At 70.8% G+C, this 21,682-nt stretch carries 17 protein-coding genes; 4 read left to right on the top strand and 13 right to left on the bottom strand.

Annotated features, from left to right (window positions below; translation table 11 throughout):
• Positions 1–19: 19 nt before the first annotated feature.
• Positions 20–940 carry a peptidylprolyl isomerase gene (locus OIE67_RS11755; RefSeq protein WP_326639437.1) on the top strand — a complete coding sequence of 307 codons (921 nt, stop codon included), beginning with the start codon at positions 20–22 and terminating at the stop codon, positions 938–940.
• Positions 941–1,002: 62 nt separating this feature from the next.
• Here the strand turns inward: OIE67_RS11755 and aspS are convergent, their stop codons facing one another.
• Genes aspS through OIE67_RS11740 form a run of 3 tightly spaced genes read right to left on the bottom strand, consistent with a single transcriptional unit; the run spans position 1,003 to position 4,743 of the window.
• Positions 1,003–2,745 (bottom strand): aspartate--tRNA ligase, encoded by a 1,743-nt coding sequence (aspS, locus tag OIE67_RS11750; RefSeq protein WP_326639435.1) that lies wholly within the window; start codon positions 2,743–2,745, stop codon positions 1,003–1,005.
• 55 nt (positions 2,746–2,800) lie between these two features.
• Positions 2,801–4,063 (bottom strand): histidine--tRNA ligase, encoded by a 1,263-nt coding sequence (gene hisS, locus OIE67_RS11745; RefSeq protein WP_326639432.1) that lies wholly within the window; start codon positions 4,061–4,063, stop codon positions 2,801–2,803.
• Entirely contained in the window at positions 4,063–4,743 is a 681-nt protein-coding gene (locus OIE67_RS11740) for an MBL fold metallo-hydrolase (protein WP_106247910.1), read from the bottom strand. Before OIE67_RS11740 ends, hisS begins: the two co-directional genes overlap by 1 nt.
• A 138-nt stretch (positions 4,744–4,881) precedes the next feature.
• Between OIE67_RS11740 and OIE67_RS11735 the strand changes: the two genes are divergently transcribed.
• The 3 genes from OIE67_RS11735 (at position 4,882) to OIE67_RS11725 (ending at position 8,284) form a co-directional block, all read left to right on the top strand.
• A complete protein-coding gene (locus tag OIE67_RS11735; RefSeq protein ID WP_326639430.1) occupies positions 4,882–5,751 on the top strand; it encodes a peptidylprolyl isomerase in 870 nt (289 codons plus the stop codon).
• Positions 5,752–5,813: 62 nt separating this feature from the next.
• The gene (locus tag OIE67_RS11730; RefSeq protein WP_326639428.1) at positions 5,814–7,043 is read left to right on the top strand and encodes a DUF349 domain-containing protein; all 1,230 of its coding nucleotides are present in this window, start codon (positions 5,814–5,816) and stop codon (positions 7,041–7,043) included.
• A 149-nt stretch (positions 7,044–7,192) separates the two neighbouring features.
• Positions 7,193–8,284 carry a cupin domain-containing protein gene (locus tag OIE67_RS11725; protein ID WP_326639426.1) on the top strand — a complete coding sequence of 364 codons (1,092 nt, stop codon included), beginning with the start codon at positions 7,193–7,195 and terminating at the stop codon, positions 8,282–8,284.
• Between the two features lie 57 nt (positions 8,285–8,341).
• Here the strand turns inward: OIE67_RS11725 and OIE67_RS11720 are convergent, their stop codons facing one another.
• The 10 genes from OIE67_RS11720 to OIE67_RS11675 all read right to left on the bottom strand — a co-directional run bounded on the left by OIE67_RS11720 (position 8,342) and on the right by OIE67_RS11675 (position 21,661).
• Positions 8,342–10,534 (bottom strand): RelA/SpoT family protein, encoded by a 2,193-nt coding sequence (locus tag OIE67_RS11720; protein ID WP_106248035.1) that lies wholly within the window; start codon positions 10,532–10,534, stop codon positions 8,342–8,344.
• Between the two features lie 188 nt (positions 10,535–10,722).
• Positions 10,723–11,241 (bottom strand): adenine phosphoribosyltransferase, encoded by a 519-nt coding sequence (locus OIE67_RS11715; RefSeq protein WP_106247908.1) that lies wholly within the window; start codon positions 11,239–11,241, stop codon positions 10,723–10,725.
• 229 nt (positions 11,242–11,470) lie between these two features.
• A complete protein-coding gene (secF, locus tag OIE67_RS11710) occupies positions 11,471–12,466 on the bottom strand; it encodes a protein translocase subunit SecF (RefSeq protein ID WP_326639423.1) in 996 nt (331 codons plus the stop codon).
• A gap of 1 nt (position 12,467) precedes the next feature.
• Positions 12,468–14,258: a protein translocase subunit SecD gene (gene secD, locus OIE67_RS11705; protein ID WP_326639421.1), complete on the bottom strand. Its 1,791-nt coding sequence runs from the start codon at positions 14,256–14,258 to the stop codon at positions 12,468–12,470.
• A gap of 91 nt (positions 14,259–14,349) precedes the next feature.
• Positions 14,350–14,736, bottom strand: coding sequence for a preprotein translocase subunit YajC (gene yajC / locus OIE67_RS11700; protein ID WP_326639420.1), 387 nt, complete (start codon positions 14,734–14,736; stop codon positions 14,350–14,352).
• 217 nt (positions 14,737–14,953) lie between these two features.
• Positions 14,954–15,985, bottom strand: coding sequence for a Holliday junction branch migration DNA helicase RuvB (gene ruvB / locus OIE67_RS11695; protein WP_326639418.1), 1,032 nt, complete (start codon positions 15,983–15,985; stop codon positions 14,954–14,956).
• 801 nt (positions 15,986–16,786) lie between these two features.
• Entirely contained in the window at positions 16,787–17,407 is a 621-nt protein-coding gene (ruvA, locus tag OIE67_RS11690; RefSeq protein ID WP_326639413.1) for a Holliday junction branch migration protein RuvA, read from the bottom strand.
• Between the two features lie 479 nt (positions 17,408–17,886).
• Positions 17,887–18,417: a crossover junction endodeoxyribonuclease RuvC gene (ruvC, locus tag OIE67_RS11685; protein ID WP_106248033.1), complete on the bottom strand. Its 531-nt coding sequence runs from the start codon at positions 18,415–18,417 to the stop codon at positions 17,887–17,889.
• A gap of 113 nt (positions 18,418–18,530) precedes the next feature.
• The gene (locus tag OIE67_RS11680; protein WP_326639411.1) at positions 18,531–19,673 is read right to left on the bottom strand and encodes a GNAT family N-acetyltransferase; all 1,143 of its coding nucleotides are present in this window, start codon (positions 19,671–19,673) and stop codon (positions 18,531–18,533) included.
• 11 nt (positions 19,674–19,684) lie between these two features.
• A complete protein-coding gene (locus tag OIE67_RS11675) occupies positions 19,685–21,661 on the bottom strand; it encodes a hypothetical protein (RefSeq protein WP_326639409.1) in 1,977 nt (658 codons plus the stop codon).
• Between the last annotated feature and the right edge of the window lie 21 nt (positions 21,662–21,682).

Genomic DNA, 21,682 nt, shown 5'->3' with positions numbered 1-21,682 from the left:
AAGACGAGAGGACATAGCGGTGAGCGGCGACGACCGCCAGAACGAAGAGGACCGCCAGAAAGAGCTGGCGCGGGAGCACAAGGAACGGCAGGCCCAGCGCGCTGCCGCGCAGACCGCCAAGGCAAGGCGGAACACCTTCATCGGCGCGGCGGTGGCCGTTGTCGTGGTCGCCGGCGGCATCTTCGCGGCGACCACCCTGGTCGACAAGGGCGGCGCGACGGCCGCCGGGGCACAGGCTTCGGCCTCCGCCTCGCCCTCCGCCCCGGCGTCGCCCTCGGCCGGGCCGACCGGGCTGCCGACCACCACGCCGCCGAAGAAGGCGAGCGACATCACGTGCACGTACAAGCGGGACAACTCGGTGCCGCACAAGTACGTGGGCATGCCGGGCAAGCGGCCGAACCTGAAGCTGTCCACGATGACGATCCGCACCAACCGCGGCGACATCGTGATCGACGTCGATCCCAACATCTCGCCCTGCTCGGTCAACTCGATGGCCTTCCTGGCCAAGAAGCGCTTCTACGAGAACACCAAGTGCCACCGGCTGGCCAAGCCGGAGACGTCCGGCGTGTTCCTGCTGCAGTGCGGCGACCCGCAGGCCAAGGCCGACGGCAAGAACCCGACGGACGGCCAGGGCAACGCCGGGTACGTCTTCGGTGACGAGGCCGTCGGCGTCGTCCCCTACACCAGGGGCGTGGTGTTCCTGACCCAGCCGGCGGACGCCGCGGGGCAGAACAGCAGCCAGTTCGCCATCTCGCTGTCGGACGAGAACTCCCAGATCGAGCCGGCCTACTCGGTCCTCGGCATGGTGAAGTCGGGCCTGGAGCTCATCGACAAGATCGCCGAGGAAGGCGTGATCGTCAACCCCGACGACGTCACGGGCGACGGCGGCTCGACCGCGCCGAAGAACCCGCTGATCATCAAGCGCGTCATCCTCAAGTAGCGGACGCGCGAGAAGCGGCAGGCCCCCGGAAGGGTGCCTGCCGCTTCGGCGTTACCCAGACCTCAGGCCGGCGCGTCGGCCTTGGGCTGGGCGTCCACGCCGGCCTCCTTGCGCTGGCCGGCCGTGATCGGCGTGGGCGCGGACGTCAGCGGGTCGAAGCCCGAGGCCGTCTTCGGGAACGCGATCACGTCGCGGATCGAGTCGCCGCCGGACAGCAGCATGCAGATCCGGTCCCAGCCGTAGGCGATGCCGCCGTGCGGGGGCGGGCCGTACTTGAACGCCTCCAGCAGGAAGCCGAACTTGCTCTCCGCCTCCTCCTTGGAGATGCCGAGCACGTCGAAGACGCGCTGCTGCATCTCGGCCCGGTGGATACGGATCGAGCCGCCGCCGATCTCCATGCCGTTGCAGACCATGTCGTAGGCGTAGGCCAGCGCCTCGCCCGGGTGGTCCTGGAAGTTGTCGGCCCACTCCGGCTTCGGCCCGGTGAACGGGTGGTGCACGGCCGTCCAGCCGCCCTCGCCGTCCTCCTCGAACATGGGCGCGTCGACGACCCACAGGAACGACCACTGCGACTCGTCGATGAGGTCGCAGCGCCGCCCGATCTCCAGGCGGGCCGCGCCGAGCAGGTCGCGCGCGGCGGACCTGGCCCCGGCGGCGAAGAAGATCGCGTCGCCGGGCTTGGCGCCCACCTTGGCGGCCAGCCCGGACAGCTCGTCCTCCGACAGGTTCTTGGCGACCGGGCCGCCGAGCGTGCCGTCCCCCTGCACGAGCACGTAGGCCAGGCCCTTGGCGCCGCGCGAGCGGGCCCACTCCTGCCAGCCGTCGAGCTCCTTGCGGGTCTGGGAGGCGCCGCCCGGCATGACCACCGCGCCCACGTAGTCGGCCTGGAAGACGCGGAACGTGGTGCCGGCGAAATAGTCGGTCATCTCGACCAGCTCCTGGCCGAAGCGCAGGTCGGGCTTGTCGGAGCCGTAGCGGGCCATGGCGTCGGCGTACGTCATGCGCGGCAGCGGCAGCGGCAGCTCGTAACCGGCGATCTCCCGCCAGAGCCGGCCGATCAGCTTCTCGCCGACCTCGATGACGTCCTCCTGGTCCACGAACGACATCTCGACGTCGATCTGGGTGAACTCAGGCTGACGGTCGGCCCGCAGGTCCTCGTCGCGGTAGCACTTGGCGAGCTGGTAGTAGCGCTCGAGGCCGGCCACCTGGAGCAGCTGCTTGAACAGCTGCGGCGACTGCGGCAGCGCGTACCAGTTGCCGGGCTGCAGGCGCACCGGCACCAGGAAGTCACGCGCGCCCTCGGGCGTGGAGCGGGTCAGCGTCGGCGTCTCGACGTAGACGAAGCCGAGCTCGTGCATCACCTCGTTGGCCAGGTAGGTGGCCTTGGACCTGGTGCGCATGGCATTGGCCACCTGCTGGCGGCGGATGTCGAGGTAGCGGTACTTGAGCCGGGCCTCCTCCGACACCCCGACGTTGCCCTCGATCGGGAACGGCAGCGGCGCGGACTCGCTCAGCACCTCGACCCGGTCGGCCACGACCTCGATGGCGCCGGTGGGCAGGTCGGGGTTCTCGTTGCCCTCGGGGCGCACCCTGACCTGGCCGACGACCTGCACGCAGTATTCGGCGCGCAGGTCGTGGGCGTGGTCCTCCTCGCGGAAGACCACCTGCGCCGAGCCCGAGGCGTCGCGCAGGTCGATGAAGACGACGCCGCCGTGGTCACGGCGGCGGGCCACCCATCCTGCGAGCGTCACCTGCTGCCCGGCGTGCTCCTCGCGGAGCGACCCGGCGGTATGCGTGCGGATCACTGCTCTTTCCCTTCATGCGGAGAGGAGAGGGGCGGCAGCGTCCCTGGCTGGCCGGTCACTGCACCTTCCCCTTCAAGACGTCGACGACCTTGGCCAGCGGCACCTCGGTCTGCTCGGCGGTGGCCAGGTCCTTCACTTGCACGGCCTCGGCCGCGAGGTCACGCTCGCCCAGGATCAGCGCGAACGCGGCGCCCGAGCGGCCGGCGCCCTTCATCGCGCCCTTGAGCCCCTTGCCGCCGAAGGCCATGTCGGCGCTGAGGCCCGCCTCGCGAAGCTCGTCGACGAGCAGGAACATGCGGCGGCGGGCGTCGTCACCCAGCGGGACACCGTACACCTGCACGCGCCTGTGCGTGGTGTCGTCGCCGAGCAGCCCCTCGGCCTCCATGGCCAGGAACGTACGGTCGACGCCGAGCGCCCAGCCGACGCTGGGCAGCGCCGGCCCGTCGAGCATCTCGCTGAGGCCGTCGTAGCGGCCGCCGCCGCCCACCGCGGACTGCGAGCCCAGCCCGTCGTGGACGAACTCGAACGTGGTGCGCGTGTAGTAGTCGAGCCCGCGCACCAGCCGCGGATCGTCTGTGAACGCGACATCCGAGGCGGTCAGCAGGGCGCGGACCTCCTCGTGGTAGGCCCGGCACTCAGGGCACAGGTGGTCGACGACCAGCGGCGCGCCTTCGAGCTGGGCCCGCACCTCGGGCCGGTTGTCGTCGAGCACCCGGAGCGGGTTGATCTCGATCCGGGCGCGGGTCTCCTCGTCGAGGTCGAGCTCACGCAGGAAGTCCTGCAGTGCGGCGCGGTAGGCGGGCCGGCACTTCTTGTCGCCGAGCGTGTTGACCAGCAGCTTGACGTTCTTCAGCCCGAGCGAGGCGAAGCCGCGCACCCCCAGCATGATCAGCTCGGCGTCGAGCGCCGGGTCCTCGGAGCCGAGCGCCTCGGCCCCGACCTGCCAGAAGTGCCGGTAGCGGCCGCGCTGAGCGCGCTCGTAGCGGAACTGGCTGCCGGAATACCACAGTTTCACCGGGAGCTGGCCGGTGTGCAGGTTGTGCTGGAGCACGGCGCGCACGACCGAGGCGGTGCCCTCGGGACGCAGCGTCAGGGAGCGGCCCGCCTTGTCGGGAAAGGTGTACATCTCCTTGGAGACGATGTCCGTGGACTCGCCTACGCCCCTGGCGAACAGCTGGGTGTCCTCGAAGACGGGCGTCTCGATGTAGCCGTAACCCGCCCGGCGCAGCGGCGCGGCCAGCGCCTCGCGTACGGCGAGCACCCGCTCGGAGCGGGGTGGCAGCCAGTCGAAGGTGCCCTTCGGTGCTTGGAAGCTCATTAGATCCCTCGTGTGGGACCGGCGTGCGGCGCTGCTTCCTTGAGGTAGGCGTTGGTCGCGCGCTCGCGGCCGATCGTGGTCTGTGGTCCGTGGCCCGGCAGGACGACCGTATCGTCAGGCAGCGGCAGACACTTGGCAGCCAGGCTGCGCAGGATCGTCGGATAGTCGCCGCCGGGAAGGTCGGTGCGGCCGATGGAGCCGGCGAACAGCAGGTCGCCCGAGAACATGATCTCGTCGTCGGGCAGCCGGAAGCTCACCGACCCCCTGGTATGGCCCGGGGTGTGATCGACCACGAGCTCCAGCCCCGCGAGCGGCAGCACGGCGCCGTCGGACAGCTCGCGCACGTCGTCGGGCTCGCTCAGCGTCAGCCCGCCGAACAGCGACGCGCTGGTCTCCGACAGGCCGGCGGCGGGATCGCTCAGCAGGTGGCGGTCGTCGGGGTGGATCCACGCGGGCACGTCACGCGCGCCGCACACGGGGGCCACGGACCAGACGTGGTCGAGGTGACCGTGGGTGAGCAGGACCGCGACGGGCTTGAGCCGGTGCTCGCGCAGCAGCTCCTCGACGCCTTCCGTCGCGTCCTGGCCCGGGTCGACGATCACGCACTCCTCGCCGGCGGCGGGCGCGACGACGTAACAATTGGTCTGGAAGGCCCCTGCGGGGAAGCCGGCGATGAGCATCTGCCTCAGGTGATCTCGTCGAAAAGCCAATGGGAATGTAACCGAAGGGTACCGGTGCGGGTCGCCGGGCTGCGAATCATTACCCGTTGGCCGATACGATTCGCCCACCTCAGTTGATTGACTATGGGAGGCAAAGCGGTGGCCACGGGGAAGGACCGGCAGAAGCAGCTGGCGCGCGAGCACTACGAGCGGCAGATGCAACGCCGCATCGAGCGCGAGCAGAAGGCCAAGCGCACGGCGATCATCGGCTCCACCGTGGGCGTGGTGATCGTGGTGGGTGGCATCGTGGCCGCGGTCGCGCTGCTGGGCGGTGGCGACGCGGGCACGGAGGCGGCCGCCTCGCCCTCGGCCACGCCCGCCGACACCGCCGCGGCGTCGGCGCCCACGGGGCCCAAGCCGTACGACGCGGCGACGGGCACGTGCGACTACGTCAAGGACGCGGGGGGCGGTCAGGTCAAGGACGTCGGCATGCCGCCGGCGAAGGTCAAGACGGAGCCCGCCACGAAGAAGATGACGTTCAAGACGAACCTGGGCGACATCGTGGTCGAGCTGAACAACGCCAAGGCGCCGTGCGCGACCAACTCGCTGGAGTTCCTGGCGAAGAAGAAGTACTACGACGGCAGCAAGTGCCACCGGCTCGGCAGCGAGAAGTTCCCCATGCTGCAGTGCGGCGACCCGAGCGCCAAGGCCGACGGCAAGAGCCAGGACGGCTCCGGCGGCCCCGGCTACGTGATGGCCGAGGAGAACCTGACCGGCGCCCAGTACAAGCGCGGGGTGATGGCCATGGCCAAGACCTCGGCGCCGGGCAGCACAGGCAGCCAGTTCTTCCTGGTTTACGGCGACATCGGACTCACCCCGGATTACACGCCGGTGGGTACGATCACCAAGGGGCTCGACATCCTGGACAAGGTGAACAAAGCAGGCGTCATCGCCGACATGGGAGATGGGACCGGAGCACCGAAGCAAACCGTCGAAATCAAAGACGTGACAATCGCCGGCAAGAGCTGACGTAATACAAACTAGGGACGAAGTAGTCCCGAAGGGTCTGATGGATAGTGCGGGAGGACACGGTGAGCACCGACCCGTGGGGCCGGGTAGACGACGACGGCACCGTCTACGTGCGTACGGCTGAGGGAGAGCGGGCCGTCGGCTCCTGGCAGGCCGGTGAACCTGAAGAGGCACTGGCCTACTTCCATCGCAAGTACGACGAGCTGGCCGGGCAGGTGCAGCTCCTCGAGCAGCGTGTCAGGGGCACCGACCTGGCTCCGGCCCAGGCCGAGGCCGGCATCGTCAAGCTGCGCGAGGCCGTCGCCGACGCGCACGCCATCGGCGACCTGGCGGCGCTGACGGCCAGGCTGGACGGCCTGACGGAGCTGGTCGCCCAGCGCCGCGAGGAGGTCAAGGCCGCTCGCGAGCAGGCGCGGGTGGAGGCCAGGGCGGTCAAGGAACGCATCGTCGGCGAGGCCGAGCGCATCGCGGAGGAGACCACCCACTGGAAGTCCGGCGGCGAGCGGCTGCGTGAGCTCGTCGAGGAGTGGAAGGCCGCCGACCGCATCGACCGGGTCACCGAGGCCGCGCTGTGGAAGCGGCTGTCGGCCGCGCGCACGGCGTTCGCCAAGCGGCGCAAGCAGTACTTCGCGGGGCTCGACGAGCAGCGCGAGGGCGTGCGGGCGGCCAAGGAGCGCATCGTCGCCGAGGCCGAGGCCATCGCCGGCTCGACCGACTGGGGCCAGACCGCGGCGATCTACCGCGACCTGATGCAGCAGTGGAAGAACGCCGGGCGTGCCTCCCGTGAGGCCGAGGACGAGCTGTGGGCCCGCTTCAAGGGCGCCCAGGACCAGTTCTTCCAGGCCCGTTCGGCGGTCTTCGCCGAGCGTGACGCCTCGCTGGCGGCCAACGCCGAGGTCAAGGAGGTGCTGCTGGCCGAGGCGGAGAAGATTCTGCCGGTCACCGACGTACGCACCGCCAGGGCCGCGCTGCGGCACATCCTGGAGCGGTGGGAGGCGGCCGGCCCGGTGCCGCGCGAGCAGCGCGACCGGCTCGAAGGCGGGCTGCGCAAGGTCGACGAGGCCGTGCGCAAGGCCGAGGACGCGGAGTGGAAGCGCTCCAACCCAGAGGCCAGGGCCCGCGCGCAGAGCACCGTCGACCAGCTGCGCACCTCGATCGAGCAGCTGGAGAAGCGGCTGGCCAAGGCGCAGGCGGCCGGGCGCGCCAAGGACGTCAAGGAGGCCGAGGAGTCCCTGACCGCCCGCCGTTCCTGGCTGGCGGAGGCCGAGCGCACGCTCACCGAGTTCAGCTGAGTCCGGCGCGGGGCGGCGCACTCCCCTGCCCCTCGCCGGACCACTCGGAACTTTCCCCGCTTCCCCGCAGTTCACCGGCCTTTCCGGCCTTCCGGGGGCCGTCGCCGAATCGGGCGGCGAGCGACGGCTCCTGATCTAGGCTGTGCGGCATGGACCCCGTCGCCGCCGCGCGCGCCCTCGTCGAAGAGATGTTCCCCGGCGCCCTGTACGCCTTCGTCGGCGGCAGCGTGCTCACCGAGCGCCGCACCAGCACCTCCGACCTCGACATCGTGGTGGTCCTCGACGGCCTCGACCGCCCCTACCGCGAGACGCTGCGCTGGCACGGCTGGCCGGTCGAGCTGTTCGCGCACAGCGAGACGAGCCTGGCCGCCTACATCGAGCGGGGTTTCGAGTCCCGTCAGCCCACCCTGGCCCGCATCTGCGCCGAGGGCGCCGTGCTGACCGACAGGACCGGCGGCCGGGCCAGCGACCTGCAGGGCGTGCTGGGTGAGCGCGTCTCGGCCGGTCCCGGCGGGCAGACGCCCGGTCAGTCCGACCGCGCCCGCTACGTGCTGTCCGACCTGCTCGACGACCTGGCGGGGGCGAGCGATCCCGGCGAGCTGGCGTTCATCGGCTGGGAGGTCGTGCAGGCCACCGCCAGGGCGGCGCTGAGCGTGGGCGGCCGGTGGCACGGCAGCGGCAAGTGGCTGCTGCGCGAGCTGCGCGCGCACGATCCGGTCCTGGCCGACGCCCTGCTGTCCGCCTGCGACGATCCCGTACGGCTGACCGCCGTCGCCACGGATGTGCTCGAACGGGCCGGAGGACGCCTCTGGGAGGGTTACCGGTCCCAGGGTGACCCCTTCCACCAGAGCCTGCGTCACGTCGCCGCAGGAGCGCTCTCGGGAGAGACGGCGCAGAGCTCCGGCATGCGCCGGCTGGCCGCCGTGAGCGGCCCCACGACCGGGTCGTCGCGGCTGTGGATGGGGCAGACGCACGTCGCGCCCTCCACCCGCTCGTCCGACCACCACCACGGGGCCTCCGAGACGGCGATCTACGTGGTCAGCGGGCGGCCCTCGTTCGTGTTCCTGGAGGACGACGAGGAGGTGCGGATCGAGGCCGGGCCCGGCGACTACGTCTTCGTGCCGCCGTACGTGCCGCACCGCGAGGAGAACCCCGATCCCGAGCGGGAGGCGGTCGTGGTGATCTCCCGCAGCACCCAGGAGGCGATCGTGATCAACCTCCCGGACCTGCGGCAACGCTGACCACCGCCGTCGCTGACCACCGTCGTCACCGGCAAGCGGGCCGGCCGCGCGGGCCGGTCAGCCGCCGGCGCCGCTCACCCGGTAGACGTCGAAGACGCCCTGGATGCTGCGCACGGCCTTGAGCACGTGGCCGAGGTGCTTGGGGTCGCCCATCTCGAAGGTGAACTTGCTGACCGCCACCCGGTCGCGCGAGGTCGTCACCGAGGCGCTGAGGATGTTGACGTGCTGGTCGGACAGTGTGCGGGTGACGTCGGACAGCAGGCGCGGCCGGTCGAGCGCCTCCACCTGGATGGCCACCAGGAACACGCTGTCGTCGCTCGGCGACCAGCTCACCTCCACCAGCCGGTCGGGCTGGGTCTTGAGCTGCTCGATGTTGGTGCAGTCGGACCGGTGCACGGACACGCCGTGCCCCCGGGTGACGAAGCCGACGATGTCGTCGCCGGGCACCGGGGTGCAGCACTTCGACAGGCGTACCCAGACGTCGGCGTCGCCCGCCACCACCACGCCCGCGCCGCCGCCGCCACGGGGGCGGCCGCGCAGCCGGGTCGGCAGCGAGGTCTCGGCGATGTCCTCCTCGGCGCTGTCGACGCCGCCGATCGAGGAGACGAGCTTCTGCACGACGGTCTGCGCCGCGATGTGCCCCTCGCCCACGGCCGCGTAGAGCGCGGACACGTCGGGGTAGCGCAGGTCGCGGGCCAGCGCCAGCAGCGCCTCGCCGGACATGAGCCGCTGCAGCGGCAGGCCCTGCTTGCGCATGGCCCGCCCGATGGCCTCCTTGCCCGCCTCGATCGCGGTCTCGCGGCGCTCCTTGGAGAACCACTGCCGGATCTTGTTACGGGCCCGGCCCGACTTGACGAACTTCAGCCAGTCGCGCGACGGCCCGGCGTCCGGCGACTTCGAGGTGAAGATCTCGACCGTGTCGCCGTTGCCGAGCCGCGACTCCAGGGGCACCAGCCGCCCGTTGACCCGGGCGCCGATACAGCGATGACCCACCTCGGTGTGCACCGCGTAGGCGAAGTCGACCGGCGTGGCCCCCTCGGGCAGGGCGATGACCGAGCCCTTCGGGGTGAACACGTAGACCTCGGAGACCGACAGGTCGAAGCGCAGCGACTCGAGGAACTCGCCCGGGTCGGAGGTCTCCTTCTGCCAGTCGAGGAGCTGGCGCAGCCAGGCCATGTCGCTGCCCGGCTTGACCTTGCCGGTGGGGCCGGGGGCGCCGACCTCCTCCTTGTACTTCCAGTGCGCGGCCACGCCGTACTCGGCCCTGTGGTGCATCGCGTGGGTGCGGATCTGCAGCTCCACCGGCTTGCCCTCGGGACCGATCACCGTGGTGTGCAGCGACTGGTACATGTTGAACTTGGGCATCGCGATGTAGTCCTTGAACCGGCCCGGGACCGGGTTCCACCTGGCGTGGATGGTGCCGAGCGCGGCGTAGCAGTCGCGCACGCTGTCGACGAGGACGCGGATGCCCACAAGATCGTAGATGTCGTCGAACGCGACATCCCTGGCGATCATCTTCTGGTAGACCGAGTAGTAGTGCTTCGGCCGCCCCTTGACCACGGCGCGGATCTTCGCCTCGCGCAGGTCGCCGGAGACCTTCTCGATGACCTCCTGCAGGAACAGGTCACGGCGCGGCGCGCGCTCCGACACCATGCGCGCGATCTCGTCGTAGCGCTTGGGGTAGAGCATGGCGAACGCGAGGTCCTCCAGCTCCCACTTGATCGTGTTCATGCCCAGGCGGTGGGCCAGCGGGGCGAAGATCTCCAGCGTCTCACGCGACTTCTGGTGCCGCTTGTGCTCCGGCAGGTAGCGCATGGTGCGCATGTTGTGCAGGCGGTCGGCCAGCTTGATGATCAGCACCCGGATGTCGCGCGACATCGCCACGACCATCTTGCGCACGGTCTCGGCCTGCGCCGCGTCGCCGAACTTCACCTTGTCGAGCTTGGTGACGCCGTCGACCAGCGACCCGATGGTGTCGCCGAAGTCGCCGCGCAGCTCGTCGAGGCTGTAGGCGGTGTCCTCCACCGTGTCGTGCAGCAGCGCCGCGCACAGCGTCTCGTCGTCGGTGCCGAGCTCGGCCAGGATCGTCGCCACGGCGAGCGGATGGGTGATGTACGGGTCGCCGGACTTCCGCTTCTGGTCGCGGTGGTGGTAGGCGGCGACGTCGTAGGCGCGCTCGATCAGGCGCAGGTCGGCCTTGGGGTGGGTGGCGCGGACCGTGCGGAACAGCGGCTCCAGCACCGGATTCATGGCCCCACCCCCGAACCGCCTGCGACGCACCGACGGAACGCCGGGCGCCTCGGCGTTGCCTGAGTCGGTCACGTCGGGCGCGACCACATCACGGGGCACACAGACTCCTCACGCAGTGACTCCTCACGTTCGAGTCCAGATCCCCCCAGTGTATCCAGGTGGCGAACCTGGGCCGCCTCGGGCCGGGCTCAGACGATCACGAGGGAGTGCAGGTCCACTCCCGTCAGCCGGTCACGTCCTTTCAGGAAGGCGAGCTCCATCAGCACGGCGAGGCCGGCGACAGTGGCTCCGGCCCGCTCCACGAGATCGACGGCCGCCTTCGCGGTGCCTCCCGTGGCCAGCACGTCATCGACGATGAGCACCCGGTCGCCGGGCGCGAAGGCGTCACGGTGGACCTCGATGGTCGCGGAGCCGTACTCCAGATCGTAGGACTCTTCCAGGGTCGCGGCGGGCAGTTTCCCCTTCTTGCGCACCGGGACGAACCCGGCGCCCGCCCGGTAGGCCACCGGAGCGGCGAGGATGAACCCGCGGGCCTCGATCCCCACGATCTTGTCGACCTGGTGCAGCCCCGCCAGCTCCTCCACGACGGCCGCCATCGCGACCGGGTCGGCCAGCAACGGGGTGATGTCCTTGAACATCACGCCCGGCTGGGGATAGTCGGGCACATCCCTGATGCGGTCCAGGATCATCGCACTCAGCTCGGTCATCGTCGTCCCTCGCCTCTCTCAACCGGCCCTCTGCCGGGCACCATGATGGTGCATTCCGGCCCCCACCCCGAACCCGAGCACCTCCCAGAACGCCCTGAGCGGCCCGCGAAGCCCTCCGAGCGCACCCGGCCGGGGGCCACGGGCCGTCCGGCCCGAAGATCCCGCCGGCCGGGGACACGACGACGCCCTCACCCTTTCGCGGGGTGAGGGCGTCGTACGGGAGCTACGGCTATCCCTTGGCTACGGCCGCGCTTTTGGAACTTTTCGTCCCCTTGCCACCGCCGCTCGTGGAGGCGATCCTCCTCGCGATGGCCTGGTACTTCGGCTCGCGCTCCTTGAGCGTCACCAGCAGCGGCGTGGCCACGCACAGCGAGGAGTACGTACCGACGATCATGCCGACGAACAGGGCGAGCGACAGGTCCTTCAGCGTGCCCGCGCCGAGCAGCGTGGTGCCGATGAACAGGATCGCCGCCACCGGCAGGATCGCGACCAGCGAGGTGTTCAGCGACCGGATCAGCGTGTGGTTGAGCGCGTTGTTGGCCGCCATCGAGTACGTCTGCTTGGAGGTGTGACCCAGCTTGGCCGTGACTTCCTTGATCATGTCGAACACCACGACCGCGTCGTAGAGCGAGTAACCGAGGATGGTCAGGAAGCCCAGCAGCGTCGCGGGCGTGACCTCGAAGCCCGACCAGGCGTAGATGCCGGCCGTGATGACGAGGTCGTGGACGAGCGCGACGATGGCGGCCAGGGCCATCTTCGGCTCGAACGCCATCGACAGGTACAGGATGATCGCCAGCATGAACACGGCCAGGCCGATCCAGGCCTTCTCCGAGACCTCACCGCCCCAGGACGCGCCGATCGACTGGATGTCGACCTGGTCGGTGGGGACGCTGTAGTCCTTCGCGATGGCGGTCTGCACCTGGTTCATGGTGCCTTCCGACAGGGCCTCGGTGGTGACCCGCCAGCGGTCGCCAGCCGTCTGCACGATCGGCTGGTGCACGCCCTCCTCCTGGAAGGTCTCGCGCACCTGCTCGATGTTCGCGGTCTGCGCCTTGAAGGAGAAGACCGAACCGCCCCTGAACTCCACGCCCAGGTTGAGCCCGTTGATCAGGATTCCGGCCAGCGAGATGACCAGCAGCAGGCCGGAGAGGCTGTACCAGAGCCTCCACTTGCCGACGAAGTCGACATCGATCTCGCCGCGGTAGAGGCGACGCCCCAGTCCCATCTCAGGCCTCCTGCGGAGTGGTCTTGCGGCCGGTCGTCGAGCCCGCCTCGCTCATGCGCTCGGCGTCGAGCCCGGACAGCGGGTGCCCCTTGGCGAAGAACTTCACCTTGGCCAGCAGGGCGATGAACGGCTTGGTGAACAGGAACACCACCACGACGTCGATCAGCGTGGTCAGGCCCATCGCGAACGCGAACCCGGCCACACCGCCCACCGCCAGAAAGTACAGCACGATCGCGGCGATGAACATGACGGCGTCGGCGATCAGGATCGTGCGCCGGGCACGGACCCAGGCCACCTCGACGGCCGCCCGGAGCGTCCGCCTGCCCTCCTTCATCTCATCACGTATGCGTTCGAAGTACACGATGAAGGAGTCGGCGGTGATACCGATCGAGACCACGAGGCCGATGATGTGCGGCAGCGAGAGCCGGAAGCCGGCGTTGTGCCCGAGCACGACCACCGACGTATAGGTGATGACCGTGGCGACCACGAGGCTCAGCACCGCCACGATGCCCAGGCCCCGGTAGTAGAGCAGGCAGTAGACGACCACGAGCCCGAGACCGATGAGGCCCGCGACCAGGCCGCCCTGGAGCTGGTCCTGACCGAGGGTCGAGGAGACCGTGTCGATCGAGCTGCGGTTGAACTTCAGCGGCAGCGCGCCGTACTTGAGCTGGTCGGCCAGGGTGGTGGCGCTGGCCTGGTTGAAGCCGCCGGTGATCTCGGCCCGGCCGCCGGGGATCGGGCCCTGGATGACCGGCGCGGTGATGACGACGCCGTCGAGCACGACCGCGACCTGGTTGCGCGGCTCGGGAGAGTTGAACGCGGTGGTGGTGAGCTTGCCCCACTCGCCCGCGCCCTTGCTCTTGAAGTCGAGCTGGACGACCCACTCGGTGGTGCCCTGGCGGACGCCCGCGGAGGCCGTGTCGATGTCGGTGCCGACGACCTTGGCGATGTCGAGGACGTACTTGTAGGCGCCGTCGGCCTCACAGCCGGCGAACTGCTTGTTCGGGTCGTCCTGGACGCCCTGGCCGCGGTTCTTCGGGTCGGCGCAGTCGAGCTTGTTGAACTGCGCCAGCACCGCCGGGTCGATGCCGGACGGGTCGATGCCGGAGGCGTTGGGGTCTTGCGGCGGCGGCGTGCCGGTCTGGCCGGTCGGGCTGGCCGTCGGCTTGCTGTCCTGGCCCTTCCTGTCCTGCTTCTGCCCGTTCTGCGTGCCCGTCGGCTCAGCCGACGGCTGCGCGGAACTCTGCGCGGACGGCTGGGCCGAGGACGAGGTCGCGGGCGAAGGGGCGGTCAGAGCCGAAGACAGCGCCCTCCCCGTGGGAGAGGCGCTGGGTGTCGATGCCGACTGCGAGCTGGACGGCTTCCTGGCCGGCTGGGAGCCCGTGGGCTCGGCCGACGGGCTGGCGGAGGACGAGGCGCTCGGCGTGGGCGCGTTGGTGGCCAGCTCCTGCGGAAGCTGCGTGGCCGCAACGGCGAGCACCTGACGGAAGCGCAGCTCCGCGGTGGTCGCGACCAGTTTGACGGCCTCGTTCTGACCCACGCCCGGAATGGAGATGATGATGTTGTCGCCGGACTTGGCGACCTCTGCGTCGGAGATTCCGGTGCCGTTGACCCGATCGCGAATGATGTTGACCGCGCGATCGAGGATCTCCTCGGGCGGCGACGCGTTGTTCAAGGTCACGGGCGACAGAGTCACCGTCGTACCGCCGGCGAGGTCGAGTCCCAGCTTGGGCGTGAACGCCTGCTGCAGGAACATCGTCCCGCCCAGGGCGAGGATGAGCGCCAGCAGCACCAGGAGCGTACGCCCCGGTCGGCTGTGGCGGCTGGTCGGTCGGGCCACTGGTCGTCAGTTCTTTCAGATAGGGGTTTGTCGCAGAGCTTAGTCAGGACTGCTTCGTACTGGAGTCCTGGTCGCCGTTGCGCTCCACGGTGGCCTCGGACTCCTTCTTGCCCTCCTCGTCGAGCCCGGTCTCCTGCGCGACCGGCTCGTCCTCGCTGGCCGGGGCGTCGCCGGGAGCGACGACGCGGCCGATGGCCGCCTTCACCCAACGGGTCTCGATCCCCGGCGCGACTTCGAGGACGACGTCCTCATTGTCCACCGCGACGACCGTGCCGAACAGCCCGGTCGTGGTCATGACCCGCGCGCCCGGAGTCAGCGAGTTCTGCATCTGGGCCGCCTCCTGCTGCCGCTTGCGCTGAGGGCGGATCAGCAGGAAGTAGAACACCACCACCAGAAGAATCAGCGGCAGGATGCTTCCGAGTTGTCCCATGTCCATAAGGGGCGACCTTCCATTGTCGTACAAGAAGTTGACACCGGCCTCGCGCCGGAAATTCCGTGCGTTGCTTCGGGCCGCGCCGCTCAGCCCGTCAGCCTACACAGCCAGCCAAGCCACGGAGTGTAGGCGCTTGTTGCGAAACGCGGCAACGAGGCAGCGTTTCGGCGCGCGGGGAAGTTCCCAATTTGAAACGGTTGCAACCGTTCTGTAATCAGTCGAAAAGCGTAGCTCCGAACGCGTCGGGTGGCGGGGTCATCCCGAGATGAGTCCAGGCCGCCGCGGTGGCGACCCGGCCGCGCGGCGTCCTGGCCAGCAGACCTTGCCGGACGAGGAACGGCTCGGCCACGACCTCGACCGTCTCCGGCTCCTCCCCCACGGCCACCGCCAGCGTGCTCAGCCCCACCGGCCCGCCGCCGAACTTGCGCAGCAGCACGCCGAGCACCGCCCGGTCGAGCCGGTCGAGCCCTTCGGCGTCGACCTCGTACAAATTGAGCGCCGCCGAGGCCACGTCGCGGTCGATGACGCCGTCCGCGCGCACGTCCGCGAAGTCACGCACCCGGCGCAGGAGCCGGTTGGCGATGCGGGGCGTGCCGCGCGAACGCCTGGCGATCTCGTGCGCAGCCTCGTCCGGGAGCACGACGCCGAGCAGCTTGGCCGAGCGGCGCAGCACCTGCTCCAGCTCGGCCGCCTCGTAGAAGTCCATGTGGGCGGTGAAGCCGAACCGGTCACGCAACGGCGCCGGCAGCAGCCCCGCCCTGGTCGTGGCGCCGACCAGCGTGAAGGGCGCGATCTCCAGCGGAATGGCGGTCGCCCCCGGGCCCTTGCCGACCACGATGTCCACCCGGAAGTCCTCCATGGCCAGGTAGAGCATCTCCTCGGCGGGCCTGGCCATCCGGTGGATCTCGTCGATGAACAGCACCTCGCCCTCGGTCAGCGTGGACAGGATCGCCGCGAGGTCCCCCGCCCGTTCGAGCGCGGGCCCCGAGGTGATCCGCAGCGGCGCGTTCAGCTCAGCTGCGATGATCATGGCCAAGGTGGTCTTGCCCAGGCCCGGGGCACCGCTCATGAGCACGTGATCGGGCGGACTCTCCCGGCGCAGGGCGCTTTCCAGCACGAGAGACAACTGCTCCCGCACCCGGCCCTGCCCGATGAACTCACTCAGGCGCTTGGGCCGCAGGGCGGCCTCGATCTGCAACTCGTCGCCTCCGGCCGCCGGCGACAGGATCTCCCTCTCAAAGTCCATCCCGGCCCACCCTCCCCTCCCGTTCGAGGTCACCCTCGGCACACACGGCGCTCACGCCGGCGCCCCAGCCGAGCCGACTGACGGCAGGCGTGCCGCTGACGGGGGCGGGGCGGTGGTGATCAGCGCATATGGGGGCCATCCCGACGATGGGCGCCATCCCGGCACGTGCGCCCCTCCCAGCGGCGGCTGGCCGCCGGGGAACCACGTCTCGCCCGACGGGACTGACGCACCCTGTAGAACCGGCGCGCCGACCGAAGACAACTCGCTCGGTGAAGACGACTCGTCCCACGGAGACAGCGCGCCCACCAGAGCCGGCTCGCCCGACGAGATGGGCTGGTCCGGTGGAAGAAGTGGCTCGCCGGACAGGGCTTGCTCGCCCAGCGAAGGTAGCCGCTCCAGCGACGGCAACTCGCCCGGCTGGAATGGCTCGCCGGATGGCGCCGACTCGCCCGGGGAGAATGGCCAGCCCTGCGGCGGCAACACGCCCGACAGGCGTGACTCGCCCACTTGCCGCGGCTCGCCCAACGGGAGTGGCTCGCCCCGAGGCGGCATCTCGCCCGATGAGGGTGGCTCGCCCCTTCGAAGAAGCAACTCGTCTGATGGCACGGAATTGCCCGGTGAAGGCGGCCAGGTCAGCGGCGGCGACTTCCCCGATGGAAACGGCTTGGCCGGTGGCAGCGACCTGCCCGCTGAGGACGGCTCGTCCACTCGCAGTGACTAGCTCCCTGGCATCGGTACACCCGGTGGTAGCGGCTCGCCCAACCACAGTGGCGTGGCCGGTAAGGGCTGGTGGGGTGGGGGTCATCGGATGCTCAGGGAGCGTAGGGCGGACTTCAGGAGGGCGGCTATCTGGGGTTGGCGGCCGGCGGCCAGGTCGGCGTCGGCGTCGGGTTCTACGGCTGCGATGGCCTCGTCGGCGTCCTTGCTGGAGTAGCCCAGCCCCACCAGGCCGGAGTGGACCTGCTCGCGCCAGACCGCCACCTTGCGCTCTCCGTTGATGGCGGCGTTGACGGCCTCCTCGGGCGTGCCGAGCCGGTCCTTGAGCTCCAGCACGATCCGCTGGGCACCCTTCTGCCCGATTCCCGGCACCTGGGTGAGCGCCTTGAGATCGGCGGTGGCCACGGCGACCCGCAGCGCGTTGGGCGTGTGGACGGCGAGCATGGCCAGGGCCAGCTTGGGCCCCACGCCGCTGGCGGTCTGCAGCAGCTCGAAGACGGCCCGCTCGTCGTCGGTGGCGAAGCCGTACAGGGTGAGTGACTCCTCGCGCACCACCAGCGACGTGGCCAGGCGCGCCTCCTCGCCCATACGGAGGCTGGCGAGGGTGCCCGGGGTGCAGTGGGTCAGGATGCCGACCCCTCCGACCTCGATCACGGCGCCGTCGGGCGCTATCGCCGTCACCTTGCCCGCCACTGACGCGATCACGCCCTGCCTCCCGTCATCCACGTCGCCACGTGACGACTCCCGTCACCGGCTCGCGCCCGAGCGCACGCCGCGCTCCGGACTCGGGCGGCAGCACGCCGCCACCTCGGCCCGCGGACCTCCACGACCGGTTCCCACATCTCACCACGGATCGCACTCCAGGCACGCCACATCCCCCGGCGGATCGCTGAGAGCGGAGCCGACGGCGGCCACGTTGTGACTGGTGAAGCCGGATGTAAGGCCTGTACGGAGTTCGTATGAGGCCCGGTTCGAGGTCCCGGTTCGAGGTCCCCGGTACAGGTCCAGTACGAGGGTCCGGTCCGAGGTCCGGGTGCACGGTCCGGTCCGAAGTCCCGGTGCACGGTCCGGTCCGAAGTCCCGGTGCACGGTCCGGTCCGAAGTCCGGGGTGAAGCCGAATGTACGGCTCGGGGCGAAGGCCGAAGTGCGGGCGGATGTGCGGCCCTCGGCTTCGGATCGCCGATCATCGGCGCGGGGATTGGCGGGTGGCGCGGGCGACGGCTTCGGCGAGGCGGTGCTGGGCGCCGCCGCGCCAGACGTGGCAGATGGCCAGGGCGAGGGCGTCGGCGGCGTCGGCGGGCTTGGGGATCTCGGTGAGCCGCAGCAGCCGGGTGACCATGGCGCCGATCTGTTTCTTGTCGGCCGTGCCGCTGCCCGTGATGGCGGCCTTGACCTCGGACGGCGTGTGCAGCGCCACGGGCAGGCCGCGCCGGGCCGCGCAGAGGACGGCGATGCCGGCGGCCTGGGCGGTGCCCATCACGGTGCGGACGTTGTGCTGGCTGAAGACGCGCTCGACCGCCACCGCGTCGGGGCGTACGTCGTCGAGCCAGCGCTCGATCCCCGCCTCGATGCCGACGAGCCTGGACCCGAGGTCCTCGTCGGCCCCGGTGCGGACCACCCCGACGGCCACCAGGGCCAGGGGCGCGCCCGGGCGCCCTTCGACGGCCCCGAGACCGCACCGGGTCAGCCCCGGGTCCACGCCCATCACCCGCACCGGCATGCCTCCAAGAAAGACCGGGGACCAGAACACCTGTTCGGCAGGAGACTTTACTCCGGCGGGCGTGCGGGCGCATCGGGAAACGCGCGGTCAGCGGGGAAACGCGCGCGTCAGAAGTAGTCGAGCATGTACGGCCGGGCGGCGAAGGCCGCTTCGAGTGCCTGGTCGTGGCGGTCATCTCCGGACATGAGACCGCTGAGGCGCAGCGTGTACGGCGGGATGCCGGCGTACAGGGCGGAGAATCCGTTCACCGAGAGCGTGACGCCGGGGCCCTCGGCCGGTGTGGCCGTGCCGAATCCGCCGGAGATGTCCAGCCGCCACGTGCCTCCGCCCCGCGTCGGGTCGTCCACGGTGACGACGGCGTCGCAGGCCGCGTGCGCCGGGTAGCCCCTGCGCTCGACCGCCGCGGCCACGTCCAGCACCCTGAACATCCACCGCGTCTCCGTGACCTGCTCCTTCGTCCGGTCGGGCAGCAGCCACAGCACCGGGTCGTCGGGCGCCACGGTCGCGACGATGTCGCGGGCGATCGAGGACGCGCTGCCGACCATGGACCACAGGGCCCGCAGGGTGTCGGGCGAGGCGGCGACGAGGTTCTCGACCTCGATGTCGTCGCCCTTCCATCGGTAGATCACGTAGCCGTCGTCGGCGAGGTAGAGGAAGTCGTCCTCGTTGGCCAGCCATAGGTTCCATGTGTGCTCGTCGTAGGAGATCGGGCCGCTGGAGCGGGCGGCGGCGTGGGCGCGATGCAGTACGGAGACGACCTCGCCGCCGTCGCCGGGCCCCATCCTGCGCAGCTTGACCGGGCCGGACGGGCGGATCCTGCGCAGCGACTCGGCGGGGAGCCTGACGGTCCGCCTGGCTCCCGCGTGTTCGTAGCCGATGCCCCGGTAGATGGGCGTGGTGGCCGGGTAGAGCGCGGAGACCGCGTCACCCAGCTCCACCGCGCGGTCCATGACGGCCCGCATGATCCGCGTGCCGACGCCCCGCCCGCGGTCCTCGGGGTTGACGGTGACCCCGGCGACCCCGGCCATGGCCTGCGGCCGGCCGTGCCACCACTGCGTGAACCGGCGCAGCCGCGCCGCGGCGGCCAGCCGCGAGCCGTCGAACGCGCCCAGGTAGCGGCCCTCGGCCACCGTCACGAGCGCGGCCTGGCGCCACTTCTCCCTGTCGGCGGCGGGCACGGGGCCGAACGAGCGCCTGCGGACGTCGAGGACGTCGTCGAAGTCTTCGGGCGTAATGTTGCGAATCTCCACAATGAGCCAACCTACGCAGCGTCCGTACGTACCGGCGAACCATTAGTCGTGACGGCGAGCCGGTCGAGGTAGAGCAACTGCGCGGCCACGAGGGCGGCGAGCGCGACGGCGACCACGAGCAGCGGCGTGGCGGCGCCGATGTCGGGCGTGCCCCCGGCGAAGGAGCCGAGCCTGGTCACCTGGCTGACCGGCGTGGTGTAGGCGTCCGCCTGCTGCGCGACGAGGAGCGGCCAGCTGAGGTCGTGGGCGTTCACGAGGGTGACGGCGCCGGCCAGGATGCCCGCCATGGGGAGCGAGGGCAGCAGCACACCGCCGAAGAAGTCGCCGCCCGAGCGCTCGGACAGCCCCTTGCACAGCAGGGTCAGCACGAGCAGGGCGGGCACGCTCACCAGCAGCGGCGGGACGAGGGCGGGGAAGGAGTCGATGAGGCCGAGGTTGCGGGCGTTCTGCCAGTTGGCGACGCCGAGCGGGCCCGGGCCGACGAACAACCAGGGGGCGAACGCCAGCAGCAGCCACTCGCTGCCCCGGCCGAGCGGGCGCAGGCCGCCGATGCCGAGCGCGGCGAGGTAGGCCACCCCCACCGAGACCAGGGCTCCGGCCAGGGCGGGCACCCAGGTGTTGACGTGGGTCCGCAGGGTCGACGCGGGTGCGGACGGGGTGGCGAGCACGCCGTCGATCCAGGGCCAGGAGAGCAGCACCCACGCCGCGGCGAAGATCAGCAGCGCGACCGCGCCGGCCGCCACCCATCCGGGCCCGGCCGTCCGCCGGCCGACGGCCGCGCCGTACGCCCGGCCGGGAGCGGCCGGTGAGCCGATGCCCGCGCCGTACACCCCGCCGGGCGCCGCCGGCGAGCCGTGGGACGCGGGTACGCTCTGCGGTGCCTGCGCACCTCCGTAAGGTGCGGCCTCGCCGTGGGGTACGGGCCCGCCCTGCGGTGCGTGCGCGCCGCCGGGAGCGCCGTGCCGTGCGTGCGCGCCGCCGTGGTACGCGGCCTCGCCATGAGGCACGGGTCCGCCGTGCGGTCCCGATGCGTCCGGGGTTCCGAACGGGTCATGAGGTACGGGTCCGCCGTGCGGTCCCGATGCGCCCGGAGTCCCGAACGGGTCATGAGGTACGGGTCCGCCCTTCAGCGCAGGTGCGCCCTGAGCCGGCTTGAGGCGGGGCGTCAGTGTGATGCGCAGCCGGGAGAGCACCGCGACGAGTGTGGCGACGACGCCCAGCACGCCGAGGATCACCCCTGAGAGGGCCGCCACGGCCGCGCCAGGGCCGAACCGGGCCATTCTGAAGGCGTAGTCGTACTGCAGGCCCGCCAGCGTCTCTGTGGCGTGCTGAGGGCCTCCGCGCGTGAGCACCATGCCGATGGAGAACGTCTGGACGCCGGTGGCGACGGTGGCCAGGAGGACGAGCGCGGCCACGGCGAGCGTCGCGGGCACGGCGGAACCGCCGCGCAGGGCGGGCAGGTAGGCGAGCACGGCCAGCGCGCACACGATGCCGAACGTACCGGCGGCGACGATGAGCCGCAGCGTCCACGGCGCGGTGCCGGGCTCGCGCAGCCCCTGGGCCAGCGCGGCCAGGCCGGACGACTCCGGGCTCAGCCCGCGCGTCCACGCACCGGCGACGGCGACCGGCGAGAACGTGACCACGGCCAGCGACAGCACGACCCGCCCCGCCCGCCTCGGCCAGGCGCCGGCCCGGTCGAGCGCCAGCGCCAGCAGCGGCGCCACCACCACGGCGACCAGCAGCGGGAGCAGGGTGAGCGAGAGCGTGAAGCCCAGCGCCCGCCAGAACGCGCCGTCGCCGAGCAGGTCCGCGTAGTTGGCCGTCCCCGCGTAGGCGCTCTCCCGCATGACGCCGCCGCTCTGGAAGCTGAGCCAGAGCGTCTGGACGGTCGGCAGGAGCAGCGTGATGAGGGCGCCGAGCAGCGCGGGAACGGCGAGCAGCCAGCCGAGCGCCGACAGGTTGGGCCGGGGTGGGTTGGGGGAAGTCACGTCGCCCGACCCTACTTCGCC

Origin of the sequence: Nonomuraea fuscirosea (assembly GCF_035917475.1) — a bacterium.
Classification (GTDB): Bacteria; Actinomycetota; Actinomycetes; order Streptosporangiales; family Streptosporangiaceae; genus Nonomuraea; species Nonomuraea fuscirosea.
Note: the sequence above shows the minus strand (reverse complement) of the source record. Positions and strands in the feature narration are given on the sequence as shown.

What these genes read in the sequence shown, in the direction of transcription:
- hisS (WP_326639432.1), bottom strand. Translation starts at nt 4,063, where the DNA reads ATGAGCTTCCAAGCACCGAAGGGCACCTTCGACTGGCTGCCACCCCGC.
- OIE67_RS11740 (WP_106247910.1), bottom strand. Translation starts at nt 4,743, where the DNA reads ATGCTCATCGCCGGCTTCCCCGCAGGGGCCTTCCAGACCAATTGTTAC.
- OIE67_RS11725 (WP_326639426.1), top strand. Translation starts at nt 7,193, where the DNA reads ATGGACCCCGTCGCCGCCGCGCGCGCCCTCGTCGAAGAGATGTTCCCC.
- OIE67_RS11720 (WP_106248035.1), bottom strand. Translation starts at nt 10,534, where the DNA reads ATGAATCCGGTGCTGGAGCCGCTGTTCCGCACGGTCCGCGCCACCCAC.
- OIE67_RS11715 (WP_106247908.1), bottom strand. Translation starts at nt 11,241, where the DNA reads ATGACCGAGCTGAGTGCGATGATCCTGGACCGCATCAGGGATGTGCCC.
- secF (WP_326639423.1), bottom strand. Translation starts at nt 12,466, where the DNA reads ATGGGACTGGGGCGTCGCCTCTACCGCGGCGAGATCGATGTCGACTTC.
- yajC (WP_326639420.1), bottom strand. Translation starts at nt 14,736, where the DNA reads ATGGGACAACTCGGAAGCATCCTGCCGCTGATTCTTCTGGTGGTGGTG.
- ruvB (WP_326639418.1), bottom strand. Translation starts at nt 15,985, where the DNA reads ATGGACTTTGAGAGGGAGATCCTGTCGCCGGCGGCCGGAGGCGACGAG.